We start from the raw sequence: 14,813 nt of genomic DNA, 5'->3' as shown, positions 1-14,813 counted from the left end.
GTGCGGCAAAGGGGGCGTGAGCGCGGGTGCGGACGGCCTTGGTGCACTACCACGAGATCGGCCTCAAGGGCCGCAACAGGGGGCAGTTCGAACGCAGGCTCGAATCGAACCTGCGCTGGGCGCTGCGGGGCGTCCCTGGCGTTGAGGTGGCCCGCGTGGCGAGCCGCGTTGCCGTGCATATCCCGCGTGACACAGATCCCTCATCCGTGCTCGACACCATCGCCGGCACGCCGGGCGTGGCGTACGTGGCGTACGGCCGGGAGGTCGAGCGCACACCCGAGGCGATAGCCGAGGCCGCGCTCGCTGAGGCACACGGGGCCGTCGCCCGGCTGGGCGGCTCGGCCGGCACGTTCGCGATCGACGCCCGGCGGTCGGCCACCGACCACGACGAGACCAGCATGGAGATGAACCGTCGCGTGGGCGAGATCGTGCGCATGCAGACGGGGCTCACGGTAGACCTGGACTCGCCCGACATCACGGTGTGGATTGCGGTGGTGCAGTCGGCGGCGTATGTGTGGACGCAGCGCTGCGAGGGCATCGGGGGACTGCCGGTGGGCACCTCGGGAGGCGTGGTGGCGCTCCTGTCCTCGGGCATCGACTCGCCCGTGGCCGCGTGGCGCATCATGCGGCGCGGGGCGTTCGTGGTGGGTGTGCACTTCTCGGGCCGTCCGCAGACTACCGGGCGCTCAGAGCACTACGCTGCCGAGATCGCACGCGTGCTCGCACGCGGCGGCGGGATGGAGCGCCTGTACACGGTGCCGTTCGGCGAGGTGCAGCGGCGCATCGCGCTCGACGCCCCCGACGACCTCAGGGTGCTCCTCTACCGCAGGTTCATGGTGAGGGTCGCCGAGCGGATCGCCGAGGCCGAGCGCGCCAAGGCGCTCGTGACGGGGGAGAGCCTGGGTCAGGTGGCGTCGCAGACGCTCGACAACATCGGGGCCATCGACGCCGTGGCCACCCTGCCTGTGTTGCGGCCGCTCATCGGCTCGGACAAGCAGGAGATCGTGGCCGAGGCGCGCGCCATCGGCACGTACGACCTCTCGATCGCATGCGACGACGACTGCTGCACGCTCTTCATGCCGCGGCGCCCGGAGACTCATGCGCGCGCCAAGGAGCTGGAGGAGGCCGAGGCTGGTCTCGACGTCGACGGTCTGGTGGCCGAGGCGCTTTACGGCGCCACCTCCGAGAGCTTCCCCACCGCCGGCAGGCGAGGGAGGGGCCGAGGATGAGCGACCCCGCAGCGCGCTCCACAGACGCCCCCATCCGCGTGCTGGCGCTCGAGCCCTACTACGGCGGCTCGCATCGCGCAGTGCTCGACGGCCTGATCGGGCGCATGGAGCCCCTCGGCTTCGCGTTCGATGTACTCACCCTGCCGCCACGGAAGTGGAAGTGGCGCATGCGAGGCTCGGCGATCACCATGGCCGAGGAAGCCCGCGCGCTCGCTGCAGCGTGGCGCGAGGCGCACCCGGGCGGAGAGGCAGGGCGCCTGCATCCCGATCGCGCCTGGGACGTCATCTACGCATCCACCTTCGTGAACCTGGCGGAGTTCGTGGCGCTCGCGGGCGAGGCGGTGGCGGATGTGCCGCGCATTGTGTACTTCCACGAGAACCAACTGCTGTACCCCAACCGCCACACCGCCGAGTGGGACTACCAGTTCGCGCTCACCAACATCACGAGCGCTCTTACCGCTGAACGCTGCCTCTTCAACACCCGCTACAACCTCGACGGTTTCCTCGCCGAGATCCCCGGCTTCCTGCGCGAGTTCCCCGACCACCGGCCGCAGGGCGTGGCCGAGCGCATCGCCGCGCGCTCGGAGGTGGTGCCGCCGCCGTTCGACCCGGCGCCGTTCGATGGTGCGCCAGTCACCCGAGGCCCGCGTCCGCGCATCGTGTGGCCGCACCGCTGGGAGCACGACAAGGACCCGGAGGCGTTCTTCGCGGCGGTGGGTGCGCTTGCGGCCGAGGGTCTGGAGTTCGAGGTGGCGATCGCGGGCCAGTCGTTCCGGGAGACCGAGGCGCTCGTGGTGGAGGCGGCCTCATCGCTCGGTGATCGCCTGGTGCACGTGGGGGAGCCCGGATCGCGTGCCGAGTACGCGCGCTTGCTCGCCAGCGCAGACATCGCCGTCTCCACTGCGCGCAACGAGTTCTTTGGCCTGGCGATGCTCGAGGCGGCCTATGCCGGGTGTGCACCGCTCGTACCGGACCGGCTGGCGTATCCGGAGCTCTATCCGGCGGACATGCGGTACGGGACGCAGGAGCAGCTTGTGGCCAGGTTGCGGAGCCTGATCGCCGAGCGCCCCGCTCCCGGCACGGCCAGGGCGATCGCCGAGCCGTACACGTTCGAGCGGCTTGTCCCGCGGTACACCGAGGTCTTCCGGCGGGTGGCGAAGCGGTAGGGGAGTTTGCTTGGGTGGGTCCGCGGGTCGTGAGCACTGCGAGGCCATTGGGTGGCAGCACGAAGTCGTCGCACCCCGAGCGGAGGCGCAAGCGACAATGTGCAAGGCCAGCTTTGCGGAAGCGCAAAGAGCGGGATCGCAGAGTCAGGCATTCTCGTCTACTGCCTTGGGCTCAGCAACCAGAGAACAAGGAACCCGATCCAGGCAAGAACCGCGGTGCGCCTTAGGGTGAGAGTCATTGCCTTCAGGCGCCGTGATCGCTCTTCAGGATCGTCGGATTGTTGGCCTATGAGGAGAGAGACCACAGAGTTCAACAGCACCCATGCTTCAAGTGGGGCCAGAAGCCATGCCAGGATGGCTATCAGAGTGATCTGTAGCGGTAGATTCATCGGTTGCTGGGCACCCCATCTGCACCATAGAGTGGAGACGTGTTGGCGTACATGCAGTAGGTCACACCGCAGAGAGATGTGCTCGGTGTACCTCCCAGACTCCCGCCTTCGGGAGCGGGCCACCCGGAGAGAAGAGTCGCGCTGGGACCCTCAACTGATACGCCGAGCGTCGGGGGTCGTGTGGATCTGGACTGTGTGACGCCAAGATCAGGCCAAGATATCGGATCATACGTGAAAGACAAGGAGTCAGCCGAGGTGTATGTCATCCAGTTGCGCGCAGTCTCCCGGACGGTCCATCCGAACGACCACACACCTATGTTGGCTCGCGTATGGACGAACATGGTCTCGTCTCGCCATACATGATCGGCAGGTGTGTTCGCAATCGCCGCGCGATACTCCCAAATCGCCATCTGGGAGACACCTCGCGCACTCATCCTGCGAGCACTAGAGTCGCCGACAGCACTGACCATCCCGGCTCGACGTGCTGCCTTGATATGCTGGTTTCTCCTGCTCGCTGACGGAGATGTACGCAGGTAGCTTTGGCTCCACGTGTCCTCTACGTCCAGCGTGCCATCCCCATCCACATCGATCACCGCCCCGCTCGGGTCGCTCATATCCACCGGGTCCCCCACGCAGCACGCGTAGCGGTTGAGCGTAAGCGGGTCTCCGGCGCTCGGGGGAGCCGGGTCGGGTGATAAGAAGCGCATGGTGTCCGGGTCGTAGTAGCGGGCGGGCAGGTAGTAGTGCCCAGTGGTGGTGTCGTGGTAGTAGGCGCGGTAGCGCAGGGGGTTGCGCTCGGCGAGCGCCGCGTCGCTCCCGCCCACCTGCGTCACGCCCCCGTAGGGGTCGTAGGCGTAGGTGGCGACGACGGCGCCTGAAGGCGAGGTGATCGCGACCACGCTCCCGAGCGCGTCGGTGTGATACGCGTAGGTCACCTGTCTTGCGTCAAGCTTTCTTGGACACCGATTATTCATACCTGAAGCGGTGCCTGAGAGGAGCCAATAGTGGGACGGAAGCCGATCTACAGCCCTGAGGACAAGATGCAAATCGTGCTGTCGGTGCTCCGCGGAGAGACCACCCAGTCCGACATCGCCAGACGCCTGCAGATGAGCCAGACGACGATCGCCAAGTGGCAGAAGCAGTTTCTGCAAGGAGGCATCGAGGCGCTCACCCGCGGAGAGAACGCCCGGCCGCCCTCCTCCAAACGCGAGGAGGAGCTCGAGATGCAGGTCGACGAGCTCACCACCGCCCTCGGTGAGGCCTACGTGGAGCTCCGCGTGTGGCGTAAAGGGGGGGCTCTCTACCCCCGTACGAAGCGATAGAGGCCATCCGCGCGGAGGCCGGAGTGCCGGTCTCGAGGCTGCTCGTCCGCCTCGGGATCCCGCACTCGACGTGGTACTACTGGCGGGCGTGTGACCTGTCGGGCACGCCGGCGAGACGCTGGCCTGCGCCGGTCGTCGACGAGGTCGAGGCGGTCGCAGGCGAGTATGCGCACAAGTGGTCAGCATGGGGCCACCGGAAGATCTGCGCGATGATGCGCGCCGACGGGGTCGATGTGTCCGCATCGAGTGTACTGCGTGCGATGAGGCGGCTCGACCTTGTGCTCCCCGAACGGCACCTCAAAGAGCGGCGTGAGCTCGCGACCGCGCGCAAGGCGGCGTTCATGGAGGCCCCGACGCGGCCGAACCAGGTCTGGCAGATGGACTTCACCGAGTTCGAGACCCGGCAGGGAGGCACGTGGCGGATCTGCCCGGTCGTCGACTACGTGAGCAAGTACGCGCTCGCGGCGCCGGTGACCGGCACGGCGACGCAGCGCGATGCGATCGCGGCGCTGGAGGCTGCCATCGCAGAAGCCGAGCTCATCGCCGGGCTGAGCCTCGCTGAGGCGTGCACCGATCCTGACACGGGGGAGATCACACCTCTCAAGGTGGTGACGGACAACGGCAGCGCGTTCAAGTCCACGGCCTTCATGCGCTTCATGGCCGCCCGTCCTTGGCTGCAGCATATCCGCACGCGCCATTACTCCCCGGGCCAGAACGGCGTGGTCGAGCGGTTCAACCGCACGCTCAAGTACGAGCACCTCTACCGGCTCGAGATCGACGATGTGGCCGAGCTCATGGACGAGGTCGCGATCTTCCTCGAGCTGTACAACGACGTTCGCCCACACGAGACGATCGGGAACCTCAGGCCCATCGAAGTGCACGCGGCATCACACCTATTTCGGGCCCGAAGTGTCCAAGAATCTTGACGCGGTACACCCGCAGTGGACTGAGGGGGAAACGACCCTAGGGAATGTGATCTTCACAGCACTCGCTGCCGCGCCAGCTCTCAGTACTGTGTCAACCGTGGCCTACGCAGGTGGATACGAGCTGATTCCCTGGGCACAACCACGTGAGGCGCACCAGCTCTTACCGGGAGACTAAGGAGTCTTGCATGTGGATTCTGACTCAAGCCGTGGCAGTCCTCGGTGGTCTGCTCCTGGCAGTAACGGGCATTCTTGGCTACAAGCGTGTACTCGGTATCGCAGAGCATGCTGAGGTAACGGATACAATCAGGGCAATACGCAGATGGAGTCTCGGATCTGGAATCGGCTTGTCCCTTGTCCTGGGCGCCTTCTTCGCTCTCGTGGTTGCGCAGTCTGCCTGTGAGCTCGGGTGGTCGCAACAGCATGGGTTGGCGCTAGCTACTGTGTTGATCGCATCCGTCCTGGGCGGCGTGTGGACTGCGTGGTTCTTCTACTGGCGGACGGTGAGGAGGGTCAAGCGCCGCGCTGGGAGATGATATGAAGTCAGCCCGGTCTCGTGGACATTCCGACACTAGAACGTCACACAGGCGTTCGGGAGTGGGTCGAGGTACCGGTGCTCGATGATAGGAGGGTCCGGGATGTGGGAACCGCGTATCGCGGTTGAGGGCTGGGCGTGGTTCACTGCGGCATACCTGGCCGGGATCGTCGCTGTCATCGCCATCGTGACGGTGGTTGCGATGCGTTTGCGGCTATCGCTCCGCCGGGCGGTGTGGGTCGCGGGCGGATGTGTTGCCTGCTCGGTAGCGCTCTTCCTCTGGCTCGTTGGCGCGCCGCTGTGGTCGGCCCTGCTCCTTGGCGTCGGCACCATCCCCGTTGTGCTGGTTGCGGTCGGCGGTCTCGGCAGCGGTTCTGCGGCACCGAAGCGTGATGGCGTTGGTGGCGGACGGTAGGCCACTCGGCCACTCGTGCCCTGCGCAGGGGGGAGTGTCGTTGGTCTTGCGTTGGCACTGCTCTCATGGATATACTTCGGCTAGCCATAGGGGGTGCTTGTGATGATCACGAAGATCCAGAAGTGGGGCAACAGCCAGGGTCTGCGGTTGAGCAAGGACCTGCTTGCTGATGTCGATATCGAGGTAGGGGATACCGTTGACGTCTCCGAGCGTGACGGGAGTCTCGTCGTCACGCCTGTCCGCCGCGTCAGGGGCCGGCTCGATCTGGAAGAGCTGGTTCGGGAGATTCCGGCCGACTACAAGCCCGGTGAGTTCGATTGGGGCCCTCCGGCAGGGCGTGAGGTCTGGTAGATGGCAGCCTACATTCCCAGGAAGGGCGACTTCGTCGCTCTCACGTTCGACCCGCAGGCCGGCCACGAGCAGCGTGCTCGGCGGCCTGCTCTTGTGCTCAGCAACGAGCTCTTCAACAGGCACACGGGCATGTGCATCGTCTGTCCGGTCACCAACACACAACGGCACTATCCCTTCCATGTCACGATCCCCGAGGGCCTGCGTGTGAGCGGCGTGGTCATGGTGGAACAGGTGAAGTCCATCGACTTCCGTTCTCGGGGAGCGAAGTTGATCACGAATGCGCCTGCGTCCGTTGTCGACGAGGCGCTGTCGATACTCGACGCGTGCATCTACTGAGCCACCAGCGGCACGCGGGAGGCACTGCGATCGTCCATGCCCTTCCGGTGACCCGGCGCGCTCGCGGCGACTATCGGCAAGTACTACTCATGGGTGATTGCGCATCTGAGGCGCGGTATGCTGTATGTACTGAATTGGAGTCTCCTGTGGTAGTGTAGGTACTACCAGAGGAGGTACCGAAAATGAGTGCAATGCCCAACATCGTTCCTATCAGCGAACTCCGACAGGATGCGTCTTCGATCGTGCGGGAGGCGTCGGTCACAGGCGATCCAGTCTTCATAACCCAGCATGGTCGTGCCTCAGCGGTCCTCATGAGCGCTGGTACCTACGAACGGACGCAGCGTGAGCTCGAGATCCTGCGCATCCTCGTGCAGGGAGAGGTCGAGATCCAGGCTGGGATCGGCTACGACATCGACGCCATCATGGCTGAGGCGGATGCGTTGCTGGAGCGGCCGTGACGCGCAGGATCGGCTTCACGCCACGGGCGCGCAGTCAGTTTCTTGCTGCCGTCGAGTACATGCACGCTGAGCGTCCGATGGCCGCACGCGCGTTTCGCAATCGTTCCATGGAGGCGCTCAGGAACCTCATTCGCTTCCCGGAGTCTGGTCGAGTGATCCCTGAGTTTCCCGACCTCGGGTTCCGTGAGGTGCTCGTCGGCAAGTACCGCTTCTTCTACAGGCTTCAGGGGGACGCGGTCTGGGTCGTTGGCGTGTGGCACGACGCGCAGATCCCAGATGAGCCAGCTTAGCGGTCACCTCACGTGTTGGATCAGATGGCATATGAGGGGGTAGGGGTGGTCCGTGTCGCGGATATCGTCGACCATGACCACGCTCGTCGACGCGGTGTCTGATCTCCCGGTTCCGCATGCTGCGGCATGCTGTTCCTAGAGGGCAGCCATAACCACCTGGCGCTACTCGTGCGTTAGCTACCTTGCACCGCAAACTAGTATGTGGTACAAGGTAGCAGGTACGACAAACATCAGGCGGGCGGAGGAGGATCGATGGCGCAGGCGCGTGACGAGAGGGCATCGCAGTTCCGCAAGGGCGCGCTCGAGCTGGTGATCCTCGCGCTCCTGGACCGCGGCGAGCTCTACGGCGTGGAGATCGTGGACCGCCTCGCCGAGCGGTCCGGCCTGGAGGCGAGCGCCGGCACCGTGTATCCGTTGCTCTCGCGACTCAAGAAGGCGGGCGTTGTGGACACCACGTGGCGGGAGTCTCCCGTAGGGCCGCCGCGCAAGTACTATCGGCTGTCCGCGGCGGGGCGTCGCGAGCTTGCCGAGATGACGCGCTCGTGGCACGACATAGCGGACGCCATCGACGACGTGCTCACCGGAGGCGCAGAGCATGAGTGATATCCGCACCATAGACGCATACATCGCCGAGGTGCGCGCGCAGCTGGCGCCGCTCAGCGCTTCGCAGCGGGATGAAGTGCTCGCCGAGCTGGAGTCGCTGCTGCGCGCCGACGCCGAACGCGCCGGTGAGGCCGCCGCGCTTGAGGCTGTGGGCGATCCCGCAACGTACGCCGCCGGTGTGCTCGAGGCGCTGCACGACGATGCGGACGAGGCCGAAGCGGCAGGTCAGCCCACGCCGCAGGGCACCGTCCTCGGCATGCCCTACGACTTCCGCGGCATGTCGGTCGACCGCATCGGCAGCCGTGTGTGGAACCCGGCGGACCCCCGCATCTTCATGCCGCGGATGTTCGGTCTGGGGTGGACGTTCAATCTCGGCGCGATCGCCGTGAAGCTCGGCCTGATCCGGCCCGACGATGTCGGGGAGGAGTCGTACGAGCGCATCCCGCCCGTAGCGCTTGCCGTGGCGGTGGCCGTTCCGGCGCTGCTCGCCGTTGCCGCCGCAACCGTCCTTCTCGTGGCGTGGCCGATGCTCCCGGCGGAGGTTCCCACCCACTGGGGTGTGTCCGGCGCGCCCGACGACTGGGGATCGCGCGACGTCGTGCTGAGCATCCTGCTGGCGTTCGCGGTCGTACCGGCGGCGCTTACGTACTCGATGATCCTGCGTCGTCGCACGTCGGCCCGCTCGCGGTTGCTGTCGGCAGCGGCGCTTGCTATGGAAACGGTGCTCGTGCTGGGCATCGCGGTCCTCACGGTGCTAGACGCCAACGGCGCCGCCTCGGGCAACTGGATGTGGCTCGTGGTGCTGGGTGTTCTCGCGGTGCCGTTCTTCATGTTGTATGTGCCGATGCGTGCGGGCCTTCATGCCGAGTGGCGTGAGGCCGTTCCGTCCGACGGAGAAGGAGACTGACAATGCAGACCAACATCCCCCTGAGCGATCTGCCCGGATGGGCGCTCCCCGCGATCATCGTGCTTGCGGCTGTGCAACTGGGCCTCGCGATCTATGCCCTGGTGGTGATGTTGCGCACCCCCGAGGACCGGCTCGTCTTCGAGAAGCGCTGGCCGTGGGTGGTCATCATCCTGTTCGTGAACCTGATCGGCGCTATCGTGTTCCTCGCCGCTGGGCGCAAGCCAGCGAAGGCGGCCGATCCGCTTGCTGCGTCGGCTGCAGCGCCAGCGGCGCCGCCGCGCAAGCGTGCCGACCGGGCGATGGACGTGCTCTACGGCGACCAGGATGCCGGCAGCGCACCCGAAGGGCAGGCCGGCGCGGAGGGTGATGCGCGATGACGCAGGCGATCGCCATCAGCGGCCTCGTGAAGACCTATGGCGAGGCGAATGCGCTGGACGGCTTCGATCTCGCGGTGCCGGAAGGATCGGTCTTCGGTTTCCTCGGCCCCAACGGCGCGGGCAAGACCACCACGCTCCGCATACTCTCCGGACTCGCGCACCCAACCTCGGGCAGCGCGGAGGTCTTCGGCCACGACGTGGTGACGTCGACCTCGGCCGTTCGGGCGGAGATCGGATTCCTGCCCGACGTCCCGGGCTACTACGAGTGGATGACCGCACCCGAGTTCCTGCGCTTCGCGGGCGGCCTCTTCGGGCTGAAGGGGTCGGTGCTCGACGGACGCGTGGACGCGCTCCTCGACCTCGCTGGTCTCACCGGCGTGAAGACGCGTATCGGCGGCTACTCGCGGGGCATGAAGCAGCGGCTCGGCGTTGCGCAGGCGCTCATCAACGCTCCACGGCTGCTGATGCTCGATGAACCCACCTCGGCGCTCGATCCGATCGGGCGCAAAGAGGTGCTCGACATGATCGCGTCGCTCAGGGGGAGGACCACCGTGTTCTTCTCCACCCACATCCTCGCCGACGTGGAGCGCGTGTGCGATCGCGTCGCCATCCTCGACAAGGGGCGCGTGGTCACCTCGGAGGCGATGGCCGACCTCAAGTCGCGCTACGGCGGACAGCGCTTCGTGATCGATACCGCTGGAGACGCGTCGGCACTCCTCGACCGGCTCCTCACCGAGACCTGGGTGGCCGAGGCGATGATGCTCGCTGACGGCAGGCTTTCGGTCGCGGTGAGCGACGTGGAGACCGCGCAACGCGCGCTGCCTGCCGCGATCTCGCAGGCAGGGTTGGGGCTGAAGCGTTTCGAACCGGGCGAGATCTCGCTCGAAGAGGTGTTCGTGGACCTGGTTGGAGGTGAGCGGTGATGCGCGGGTTCGGTGTGTTCCTCGGCAAGGAGTTGCGTGAGATCGCGCGTACGTGGCGCATCTGGGTGCTGCCGGGCATCGTGTTGTTTTTCGCCGTCTCCGGGCCGCCGCTTGCCGAGGTGACGCCGCAGCTGCTGTCGTCAGTGATGGAGTCGCAGGGCACCGGGGCCGTGATCGAGCTTCCCGATCCCACCTACGTGGACGCGTATCTTCAGTGGACGAAGAACCTCTCGCAGATCGTGATATTCGCGCTGATCATCATGTTCGCGGGCGCCATCTCTGCCGAGAAGCGCGGAGGCACGGCGATCCTCTCGCTGACCAAGCCGCTCACGCGGCCGGCGTTCGTGCTGGGCAAGCTGGCCTCGCACACGATCCTGCTCACGGTCACCACGCTCGTGGGTGCGGCCGTCACCTGGGGACTCACGCTGGCGGTGTTCGGCGAGGCGCCGCTTGCGCCGTTGGCAGGCGCCACGGGCGTGTGGCTCGTCTCGGCGCTGTTCTTCGTGGCGCTCATGATGCTGCTCTCGTCTGCGGTGGACTCGCAAGCAGGCGCCGCAGGATTGGGGCTCGTGGTCTACCTGCTGCTGTCGATCGCCACGATCTGGGAGCCTGCGGTCTCATACTCGCCCGCTGCGCTCGTGAACGCGCCCACCGAGATCGCGATGTCCGAGACGGTCGCTCTTGGCTGGCCGATCGGTACCACGATCGCGCTCACCGTGCTGCTCGCGATCGCGGCGGTGGCCGTCTTCCGCAAGCGCGAGTTGTAGGGCGTTCACCGGGTGTGGCTACAGGCGGTGTTGCGAAGTACGTCGGCATCCCGGAGGCGATCCTTTCGTAGGAAAGCCGCCTCAGTCGAGGCGGCTTTCCGAGGACAGAGCCAAGGGATGCCGACGTACTTCGGTGTCCCGAGGACAGAGCCGAGGGATACCCTCAGCGAATTCACATATGTCTACACGTACGTCTTCGCAAGCTCGTCGAGCGTGATGTGGTCGGTCTCCACGTCGGAGATGGCGTTCCATACCTCCTTGAGACGCTCGTTGGTGGCCCGCTCGGCGAACGACTTGTAGAGCGCTGACGCCCGGTTCTCGCGCTTCAGCGACTCCTCGATGTCGCTCGCCCACGACCCCGTGGTCTCGCCCGGCTCCATGAGGTCCTCGGGTTCGTCAACGCCGAGGATGTCCGAGAACACCTCGCAGTGCTCGGCCTCGACCTTGGCCAGACGCTTGTACGTGGCGCGCAGCGGATCGTTGTCCTTGCGCTGCGCCATGCCGAGGTAGAAGCGGCAGTTGCTGGTCTCAAGCTCGATCGAGGTCTCAAGGTCGGCGCGCTCGGTCTCGGTGAGCTGGACATCGTTGATGTCGGGCGTGTACTTGTCGGGCTCCTCGAGGAACTCCCCGTGCGCGCCGCAGAAAGGACAGTTCTCCGGCGATTCGTAGCCGAGGTAGACCTCGCCGCAGATGCGGCACCGGTAGATGTTGAGCTGCATATCGTGCTCCTCTCGTGATGGGGCAGTACCGTCAGGGTAGTCCGAGCGCCTCGCTTATGGCTAGCCCGAAGTCATACGCGGCGTCCGGCCCGTTCGCGGTGACGATCCTGCCGTCTACTTCCACCGGACCATCGGTCCAGATGGCGCCATGCTCGGCGAGATCTTCTTTCTGGGAGGGGAACGCGGTGGCGCGGACGCCGTGGAGCAGCCGCGCGTGGGCGAGCACTGACGGCGCTATGCAGATGGCCGCCACCACGCGGCCGAGGCGATCCGCTTCCTGTGCGAGGGCGTGGGCCACGGGGTCGTCGAAGTAGACCTGCGCGCCTCCGCCGCCCACGAAGACCACGGCGTCATAGTCGGCCGCCTCGACGTCGGCGAGCGAGACGGTGGCCTCGACGGTCATACCGAGCTTGCCCTGGCAGACGCCGGCCGACCTGCTGGCAGTGACGACCGTGGCGCCGCGGGATTCGAGCACTTCCCTGGGGTGGGCGTACTCCTCGTCGCGGAACACCTCAGGGGCGATCACCATGAGTACTTGCGTCATGAGACCTCCATGTATCGGGGACACCGTAGATGATACCCAGCAGCGACATGCGCAACGGGGCGCATGGGCGTGCGCGGGGCGAAACGGCCTAGAACGATCCGATCGTCGCGTAGGTGCCCGCCCTGTCGGATGCGCCGTCGGCAACAGCGCGGTCGATGGCGGCGAGTTCGTTATGCCGCGCGGCCAGGTCGTTGCGCTCCTGGATGGCGCGGTTGTACTCGGCCACAAGGGCGTTATAGCCGTCCACCTGCGCGTTGTACTGCGTATACGCGCCGGTCGCCTTGAGGCGCTGCAGGTCGTCGTACGACGAGCGCACCGACGCCTCGAGCTCGGCAAGGGCGCCATCGGCCTCCTCGATCATCCCGGCGAGGTCTTCCGCCTCGGCCACGGCTCGTGCTCGCGCATCGAGGATCGCTGCTACCTGTGGGCCGGCCGTGTACTCGGCCGGGCCTCCATCGATCCTGAACACGCGCGGCTCGCTCTCGAGCGCGATGCCGCCTTCGAGGCTCTCCGGCACCTGGCCGATGTAGCCGGGCACGGTCGTCTCAACGTACGCGTAGCCGGTGTCGTCATAGGTGATCCCGTCGGCGCGTATGCCGAGCGCCACATGCTGCTCGGGTTCGAACATGAGCACCGCGACGTCGTAGCCCTCGCGGGCGAGCAGAGCGGCGAGCAGGAGCGTCTTGTCGTCGCAGTCGCCCGCACTCTCCACGAAGGTCTCCACCGGGAACTTGGGGGAGAGATCATCCGGGTCCACCCGGTAGGTGATCGACTGCACGTAGGCCGTGAGCATCTCGGCATACCGGTCGGCATCGAGGCCGCGCTGGTCGCGTATGGAACGGAAGGCGGCAAGGAGCGAGTCGTAGAACGCTTGCTGATGCGGCTCGGTGATGAATGCGGGGAAGTAGTCCTCGATCCAGTCGTTGGCCCGCGCATTGCCGAAGCGGATGACCTCCTTGTCGGCCGCCGCGGCGCCGGCGTAAAGCCCTCCGTCGACGGTCAGGGTGAACTCCACGGGCTGCCGCTCGAACGTGAAGGAGACCGCCACGGTGTGGACCGCGCTGATGGTCTCATCGGGAGTGATCGAGGGGTAGATCACGCCATCGGGCAGCATCGTGCCGCACCCCGTGAGGAGCGTCAGTGTCAGCGCGAACGCGATGATGACCCGCAGCATCCCGGCTCCGTGATCGAGAGGGCCTTACGTTACCGAGGATATCTCATGCGGAGGCTGGAGCAGGGTATCCTCTTGGTGACATACACCACCACCCGGGAGGTTCGATCGCATGCGGTTCCTCTACACGCCGGTGATACCGCCGTTCGGCGGGGCGGGGCAGAACGAGAGCGTCATCGCCGACCTCATGGCCGAACTCGGCTCGCGCGGTGGAGAGCGCGTATCTGCCGAGGGGTTCGAAGACCCCGCGCCGCTGGTGTACGTGATGGCCACCGGCGGCACGGAGCGGACCCTGCTCGACCTGCAGGCGAGGCGCAGCGTGTTCAGAGCAGGCGAGCCGGTGGTGCTGGTGGCCCATCCGGGCAACAACTCGCTCCCGGCGTCGCTCGAGGTGCTCGCGCGGTTGCAGCAGGACGGCGTGCCGGGCCGCATCGTCTTCGTCCGCGGCCCGCAGGACGAGGCGGGGCTGGCAACGCTTGAGGCCGCCATCGCGGACGTGACGGTGCGGATGCGGTTGCTCGACACCCGCGTGGGTCTGGTGGGGGAGCCGTCCGACTGGCTCGTGGCAAGCTCGCCGGATGCCGACGTGGTGCGTGAGACGTGGGGACCCACAGTGATCGCCATCGGCATGGACGAGTTGGAGGCGGAGATCGATGCGGTCTCCGCCGATACCGTCGAAGCCGGCGTGGCCTCGCTCTCGGGCGACTCGACCGGATGTGTCGAGCCGACCCCCGGGGATCTTGCCGACGTGGCGCGAGTGACGTCGGCGATGGAGGCCCTCGTTGAGCGGTACGACCTCGACGCGGTCTCCCTCCGCTGCTTTGACCTGCTGGTGTCGCGAGAGACCACAGGCTGCTTCGCGCTCTCGGCGCTCACCGACGCCGGTGTGATGGCCGGGTGTGAGGGCGACCTCGTGAGTACCGTGGGCATGCTGTGGGCCAACCTGCTCACGGGCGAGTTGCCATGGATGGCGAACCCCTCGGAACTCGATGAGACGGCGGATACTCTCAAACTCGCGCACTGCACCATTGCGCGCGGGATGCTTGAGCGTTACCGGTTGCGCTCGCACTTCGAGTCGGGGCAGGGCGTGGGCATCCAGGGCGATCTGCCGCTCGGCCCGGTCACCGTGCTCCGCATCGGCGGCGCGGAGATGGAGGCGCTGTGGCTGGCCGAGGGCGAGATCGTGGCACGCGGGGATGCGGAGAACCTGTGCCGCACGCAGGTGGACATCGCGCTTACCGACGGCGCCGTGAGCGATCTGCTGCACACGCCGCTGGGGAACCACATCGTGATGATCCGCGGTCACCATGCGGCACACCTGGCCGACTGGTGGGACACGATGCTGTAAGTCCCCGCGCGTTGCTGACGCCGTCGTGCACATGTACGAT

20 protein-coding genes are annotated in these 14,813 nt (G+C 66.3%); 16 read left to right on the top strand and 4 right to left on the bottom strand.

Annotation, left to right across the window (positions count from 1 at the left end):
• Window positions 1-26: 26 nt before the first annotated feature.
• Window positions 27-1,229 (top strand): tRNA uracil 4-sulfurtransferase ThiI, encoded by a 1,203-nt coding sequence (thiI, locus tag MSB02_RS02225; RefSeq protein WP_267193584.1) that lies wholly within the window; start codon window positions 27-29, stop codon window positions 1,227-1,229.
• On the top strand, window positions 1,226-2,395 hold the full coding sequence (locus tag MSB02_RS02220) for a tRNA-queuosine alpha-mannosyltransferase domain-containing protein (protein WP_267193583.1): 1,170 nt from the start codon (window positions 1,226-1,228) through the stop codon (window positions 2,393-2,395). Before thiI ends, MSB02_RS02220 begins: the two co-directional genes overlap by 4 nt.
• Window positions 2,396-2,780: 385 nt before the next feature.
• Here the strand turns inward: MSB02_RS02220 and MSB02_RS02215 are convergent, their stop codons facing one another.
• On the bottom strand, window positions 2,781-3,719 hold the full coding sequence (locus MSB02_RS02215; RefSeq protein ID WP_267193582.1) for an RHS repeat-associated core domain-containing protein: 939 nt from the start codon (window positions 3,717-3,719) through the stop codon (window positions 2,781-2,783).
• 69 nt (window positions 3,720-3,788) lie between these two features.
• On the opposite strand from MSB02_RS02215, the gene MSB02_RS02210 reads away from it, so the two are divergent.
• The 13 genes from MSB02_RS02210 to MSB02_RS02150 all read left to right on the top strand — a co-directional run bounded on the left by MSB02_RS02210 (window position 3,789) and on the right by MSB02_RS02150 (window position 10,991).
• Window positions 3,789-4,106 (top strand): transposase, encoded by a 318-nt coding sequence (locus MSB02_RS02210; protein WP_267193581.1) that lies wholly within the window; start codon window positions 3,789-3,791, stop codon window positions 4,104-4,106.
• Window positions 4,107-4,129: 23 nt separating this feature from the next.
• Complete coding sequence (locus MSB02_RS02205) at window positions 4,130-5,032, top strand: IS3 family transposase (protein WP_267193580.1); 903 nt, start codon at window positions 4,130-4,132, stop codon at window positions 5,030-5,032.
• A 185-nt stretch (window positions 5,033-5,217) separates the two neighbouring features.
• The gene (locus MSB02_RS02200) at window positions 5,218-5,565 is read left to right on the top strand and encodes a hypothetical protein (RefSeq protein ID WP_267193579.1); all 348 of its coding nucleotides are present in this window, start codon (window positions 5,218-5,220) and stop codon (window positions 5,563-5,565) included.
• Between the two features lie 102 nt (window positions 5,566-5,667).
• Window positions 5,668-5,979: a hypothetical protein gene (locus MSB02_RS02195; protein WP_267193578.1), complete on the top strand. Its 312-nt coding sequence runs from the start codon at window positions 5,668-5,670 to the stop codon at window positions 5,977-5,979.
• 102 nt (window positions 5,980-6,081) lie between these two features.
• Complete coding sequence (locus MSB02_RS02190; protein WP_267193577.1) at window positions 6,082-6,330, top strand: AbrB/MazE/SpoVT family DNA-binding domain-containing protein; 249 nt, start codon at window positions 6,082-6,084, stop codon at window positions 6,328-6,330.
• The gene (locus tag MSB02_RS02185; protein ID WP_267193576.1) at window positions 6,331-6,666 is read left to right on the top strand and encodes a type II toxin-antitoxin system PemK/MazF family toxin; all 336 of its coding nucleotides are present in this window, start codon (window positions 6,331-6,333) and stop codon (window positions 6,664-6,666) included.
• 182 nt (window positions 6,667-6,848) lie between these two features.
• A complete protein-coding gene (locus tag MSB02_RS02180; RefSeq protein ID WP_267193575.1) occupies window positions 6,849-7,124 on the top strand; it encodes a type II toxin-antitoxin system Phd/YefM family antitoxin in 276 nt (91 codons plus the stop codon).
• Window positions 7,121-7,414, top strand: coding sequence for a type II toxin-antitoxin system RelE/ParE family toxin (locus MSB02_RS02175; RefSeq protein ID WP_267193574.1), 294 nt, complete (start codon window positions 7,121-7,123; stop codon window positions 7,412-7,414). Before MSB02_RS02180 ends, MSB02_RS02175 begins: the two co-directional genes overlap by 4 nt.
• Before the next feature lie 252 nt (window positions 7,415-7,666).
• Window positions 7,667-8,017: a PadR family transcriptional regulator gene (locus MSB02_RS02170; protein WP_267193573.1), complete on the top strand. Its 351-nt coding sequence runs from the start codon at window positions 7,667-7,669 to the stop codon at window positions 8,015-8,017.
• Window positions 8,010-8,924 carry a DUF1648 domain-containing protein gene (locus MSB02_RS02165; RefSeq protein WP_267193572.1) on the top strand — a complete coding sequence of 305 codons (915 nt, stop codon included), beginning with the start codon at window positions 8,010-8,012 and terminating at the stop codon, window positions 8,922-8,924. Before MSB02_RS02170 ends, MSB02_RS02165 begins: the two co-directional genes overlap by 8 nt.
• Before the next feature lie 2 nt (window positions 8,925-8,926).
• Entirely contained in the window at window positions 8,927-9,301 is a 375-nt protein-coding gene (locus MSB02_RS02160; protein ID WP_267193571.1) for a PLD nuclease N-terminal domain-containing protein, read from the top strand.
• Entirely contained in the window at window positions 9,298-10,224 is a 927-nt protein-coding gene (locus MSB02_RS02155) for an ABC transporter ATP-binding protein (protein ID WP_267193570.1), read from the top strand. The genes MSB02_RS02160 and MSB02_RS02155 overlap by 4 nt, the downstream gene beginning before the upstream one ends.
• On the top strand, window positions 10,224-10,991 hold the full coding sequence (locus tag MSB02_RS02150) for an ABC transporter permease (RefSeq protein ID WP_267193569.1): 768 nt from the start codon (window positions 10,224-10,226) through the stop codon (window positions 10,989-10,991). Before MSB02_RS02155 ends, MSB02_RS02150 begins: the two co-directional genes overlap by 1 nt.
• Window positions 10,992-11,173: 182 nt before the next feature.
• Here the strand turns inward: MSB02_RS02150 and MSB02_RS02145 are convergent, their stop codons facing one another.
• The 3 genes from MSB02_RS02145 to MSB02_RS02135 form a co-directional block, all read right to left on the bottom strand.
• The gene (locus MSB02_RS02145; RefSeq protein WP_267193568.1) at window positions 11,174-11,710 is read right to left on the bottom strand and encodes a rubredoxin-like domain-containing protein; all 537 of its coding nucleotides are present in this window, start codon (window positions 11,708-11,710) and stop codon (window positions 11,174-11,176) included.
• A 31-nt stretch (window positions 11,711-11,741) separates the two neighbouring features.
• A complete protein-coding gene (locus MSB02_RS02140) occupies window positions 11,742-12,254 on the bottom strand; it encodes a DJ-1/PfpI family protein (protein WP_267193567.1) in 513 nt (170 codons plus the stop codon).
• Between the two features lie 88 nt (window positions 12,255-12,342).
• The gene (locus MSB02_RS02135; RefSeq protein ID WP_267193566.1) at window positions 12,343-13,428 is read right to left on the bottom strand and encodes a hypothetical protein; all 1,086 of its coding nucleotides are present in this window, start codon (window positions 13,426-13,428) and stop codon (window positions 12,343-12,345) included.
• Between the two features lie 109 nt (window positions 13,429-13,537).
• On the opposite strand from MSB02_RS02135, the gene MSB02_RS02130 reads away from it, so the two are divergent.
• Window positions 13,538-14,773, top strand: coding sequence for a hypothetical protein (locus MSB02_RS02130; protein ID WP_267193565.1), 1,236 nt, complete (start codon window positions 13,538-13,540; stop codon window positions 14,771-14,773).
• The last annotated feature ends 40 nt before the right edge of the window (window positions 14,774-14,813 follow it).

It is taken from the genome of Anaerosoma tenue (genome assembly GCF_023161965.1).
GTDB lineage: Bacteria > Actinomycetota > Coriobacteriia > Anaerosomatales > Anaerosomataceae > Anaerosoma > Anaerosoma tenue.
This window is presented reverse-complemented; position numbering and strand designations above follow the sequence as displayed.

Excerpts from the sequence above, each read along its gene's own strand:
- MSB02_RS02220 (WP_267193583.1), top strand. The coding sequence starts at position 1,226 with ATGAGCGACCCCGCAGCGCGCTCCACAGACGCCCCCATCCGCGTGCTG.
- MSB02_RS02200 (WP_267193579.1), top strand. The coding sequence starts at position 5,218 with ATGTGGATTCTGACTCAAGCCGTGGCAGTCCTCGGTGGTCTGCTCCTG.
- MSB02_RS02195 (WP_267193578.1), top strand. The coding sequence starts at position 5,668 with ATGTGGGAACCGCGTATCGCGGTTGAGGGCTGGGCGTGGTTCACTGCG.
- MSB02_RS02190 (WP_267193577.1), top strand. The coding sequence starts at position 6,082 with ATGATCACGAAGATCCAGAAGTGGGGCAACAGCCAGGGTCTGCGGTTG.
- MSB02_RS02185 (WP_267193576.1), top strand. The coding sequence starts at position 6,331 with ATGGCAGCCTACATTCCCAGGAAGGGCGACTTCGTCGCTCTCACGTTC.
- MSB02_RS02180 (WP_267193575.1), top strand. The coding sequence starts at position 6,849 with ATGAGTGCAATGCCCAACATCGTTCCTATCAGCGAACTCCGACAGGAT.
- MSB02_RS02170 (WP_267193573.1), top strand. The coding sequence starts at position 7,667 with ATGGCGCAGGCGCGTGACGAGAGGGCATCGCAGTTCCGCAAGGGCGCG.
- MSB02_RS02165 (WP_267193572.1), top strand. The coding sequence starts at position 8,010 with ATGAGTGATATCCGCACCATAGACGCATACATCGCCGAGGTGCGCGCG.
- MSB02_RS02160 (WP_267193571.1), top strand. The coding sequence starts at position 8,927 with ATGCAGACCAACATCCCCCTGAGCGATCTGCCCGGATGGGCGCTCCCC.
- MSB02_RS02155 (WP_267193570.1), top strand. The coding sequence starts at position 9,298 with ATGACGCAGGCGATCGCCATCAGCGGCCTCGTGAAGACCTATGGCGAG.
- MSB02_RS02150 (WP_267193569.1), top strand. The coding sequence starts at position 10,224 with ATGCGCGGGTTCGGTGTGTTCCTCGGCAAGGAGTTGCGTGAGATCGCG.
- MSB02_RS02145 (WP_267193568.1), bottom strand. The coding sequence starts at position 11,710 with ATGCAGCTCAACATCTACCGGTGCCGCATCTGCGGCGAGGTCTACCTC.
- MSB02_RS02140 (WP_267193567.1), bottom strand. The coding sequence starts at position 12,254 with ATGACGCAAGTACTCATGGTGATCGCCCCTGAGGTGTTCCGCGACGAG.
- MSB02_RS02135 (WP_267193566.1), bottom strand. The coding sequence starts at position 13,428 with ATGCTGCGGGTCATCATCGCGTTCGCGCTGACACTGACGCTCCTCACG.
- MSB02_RS02130 (WP_267193565.1), top strand. The coding sequence starts at position 13,538 with ATGCGGTTCCTCTACACGCCGGTGATACCGCCGTTCGGCGGGGCGGGG.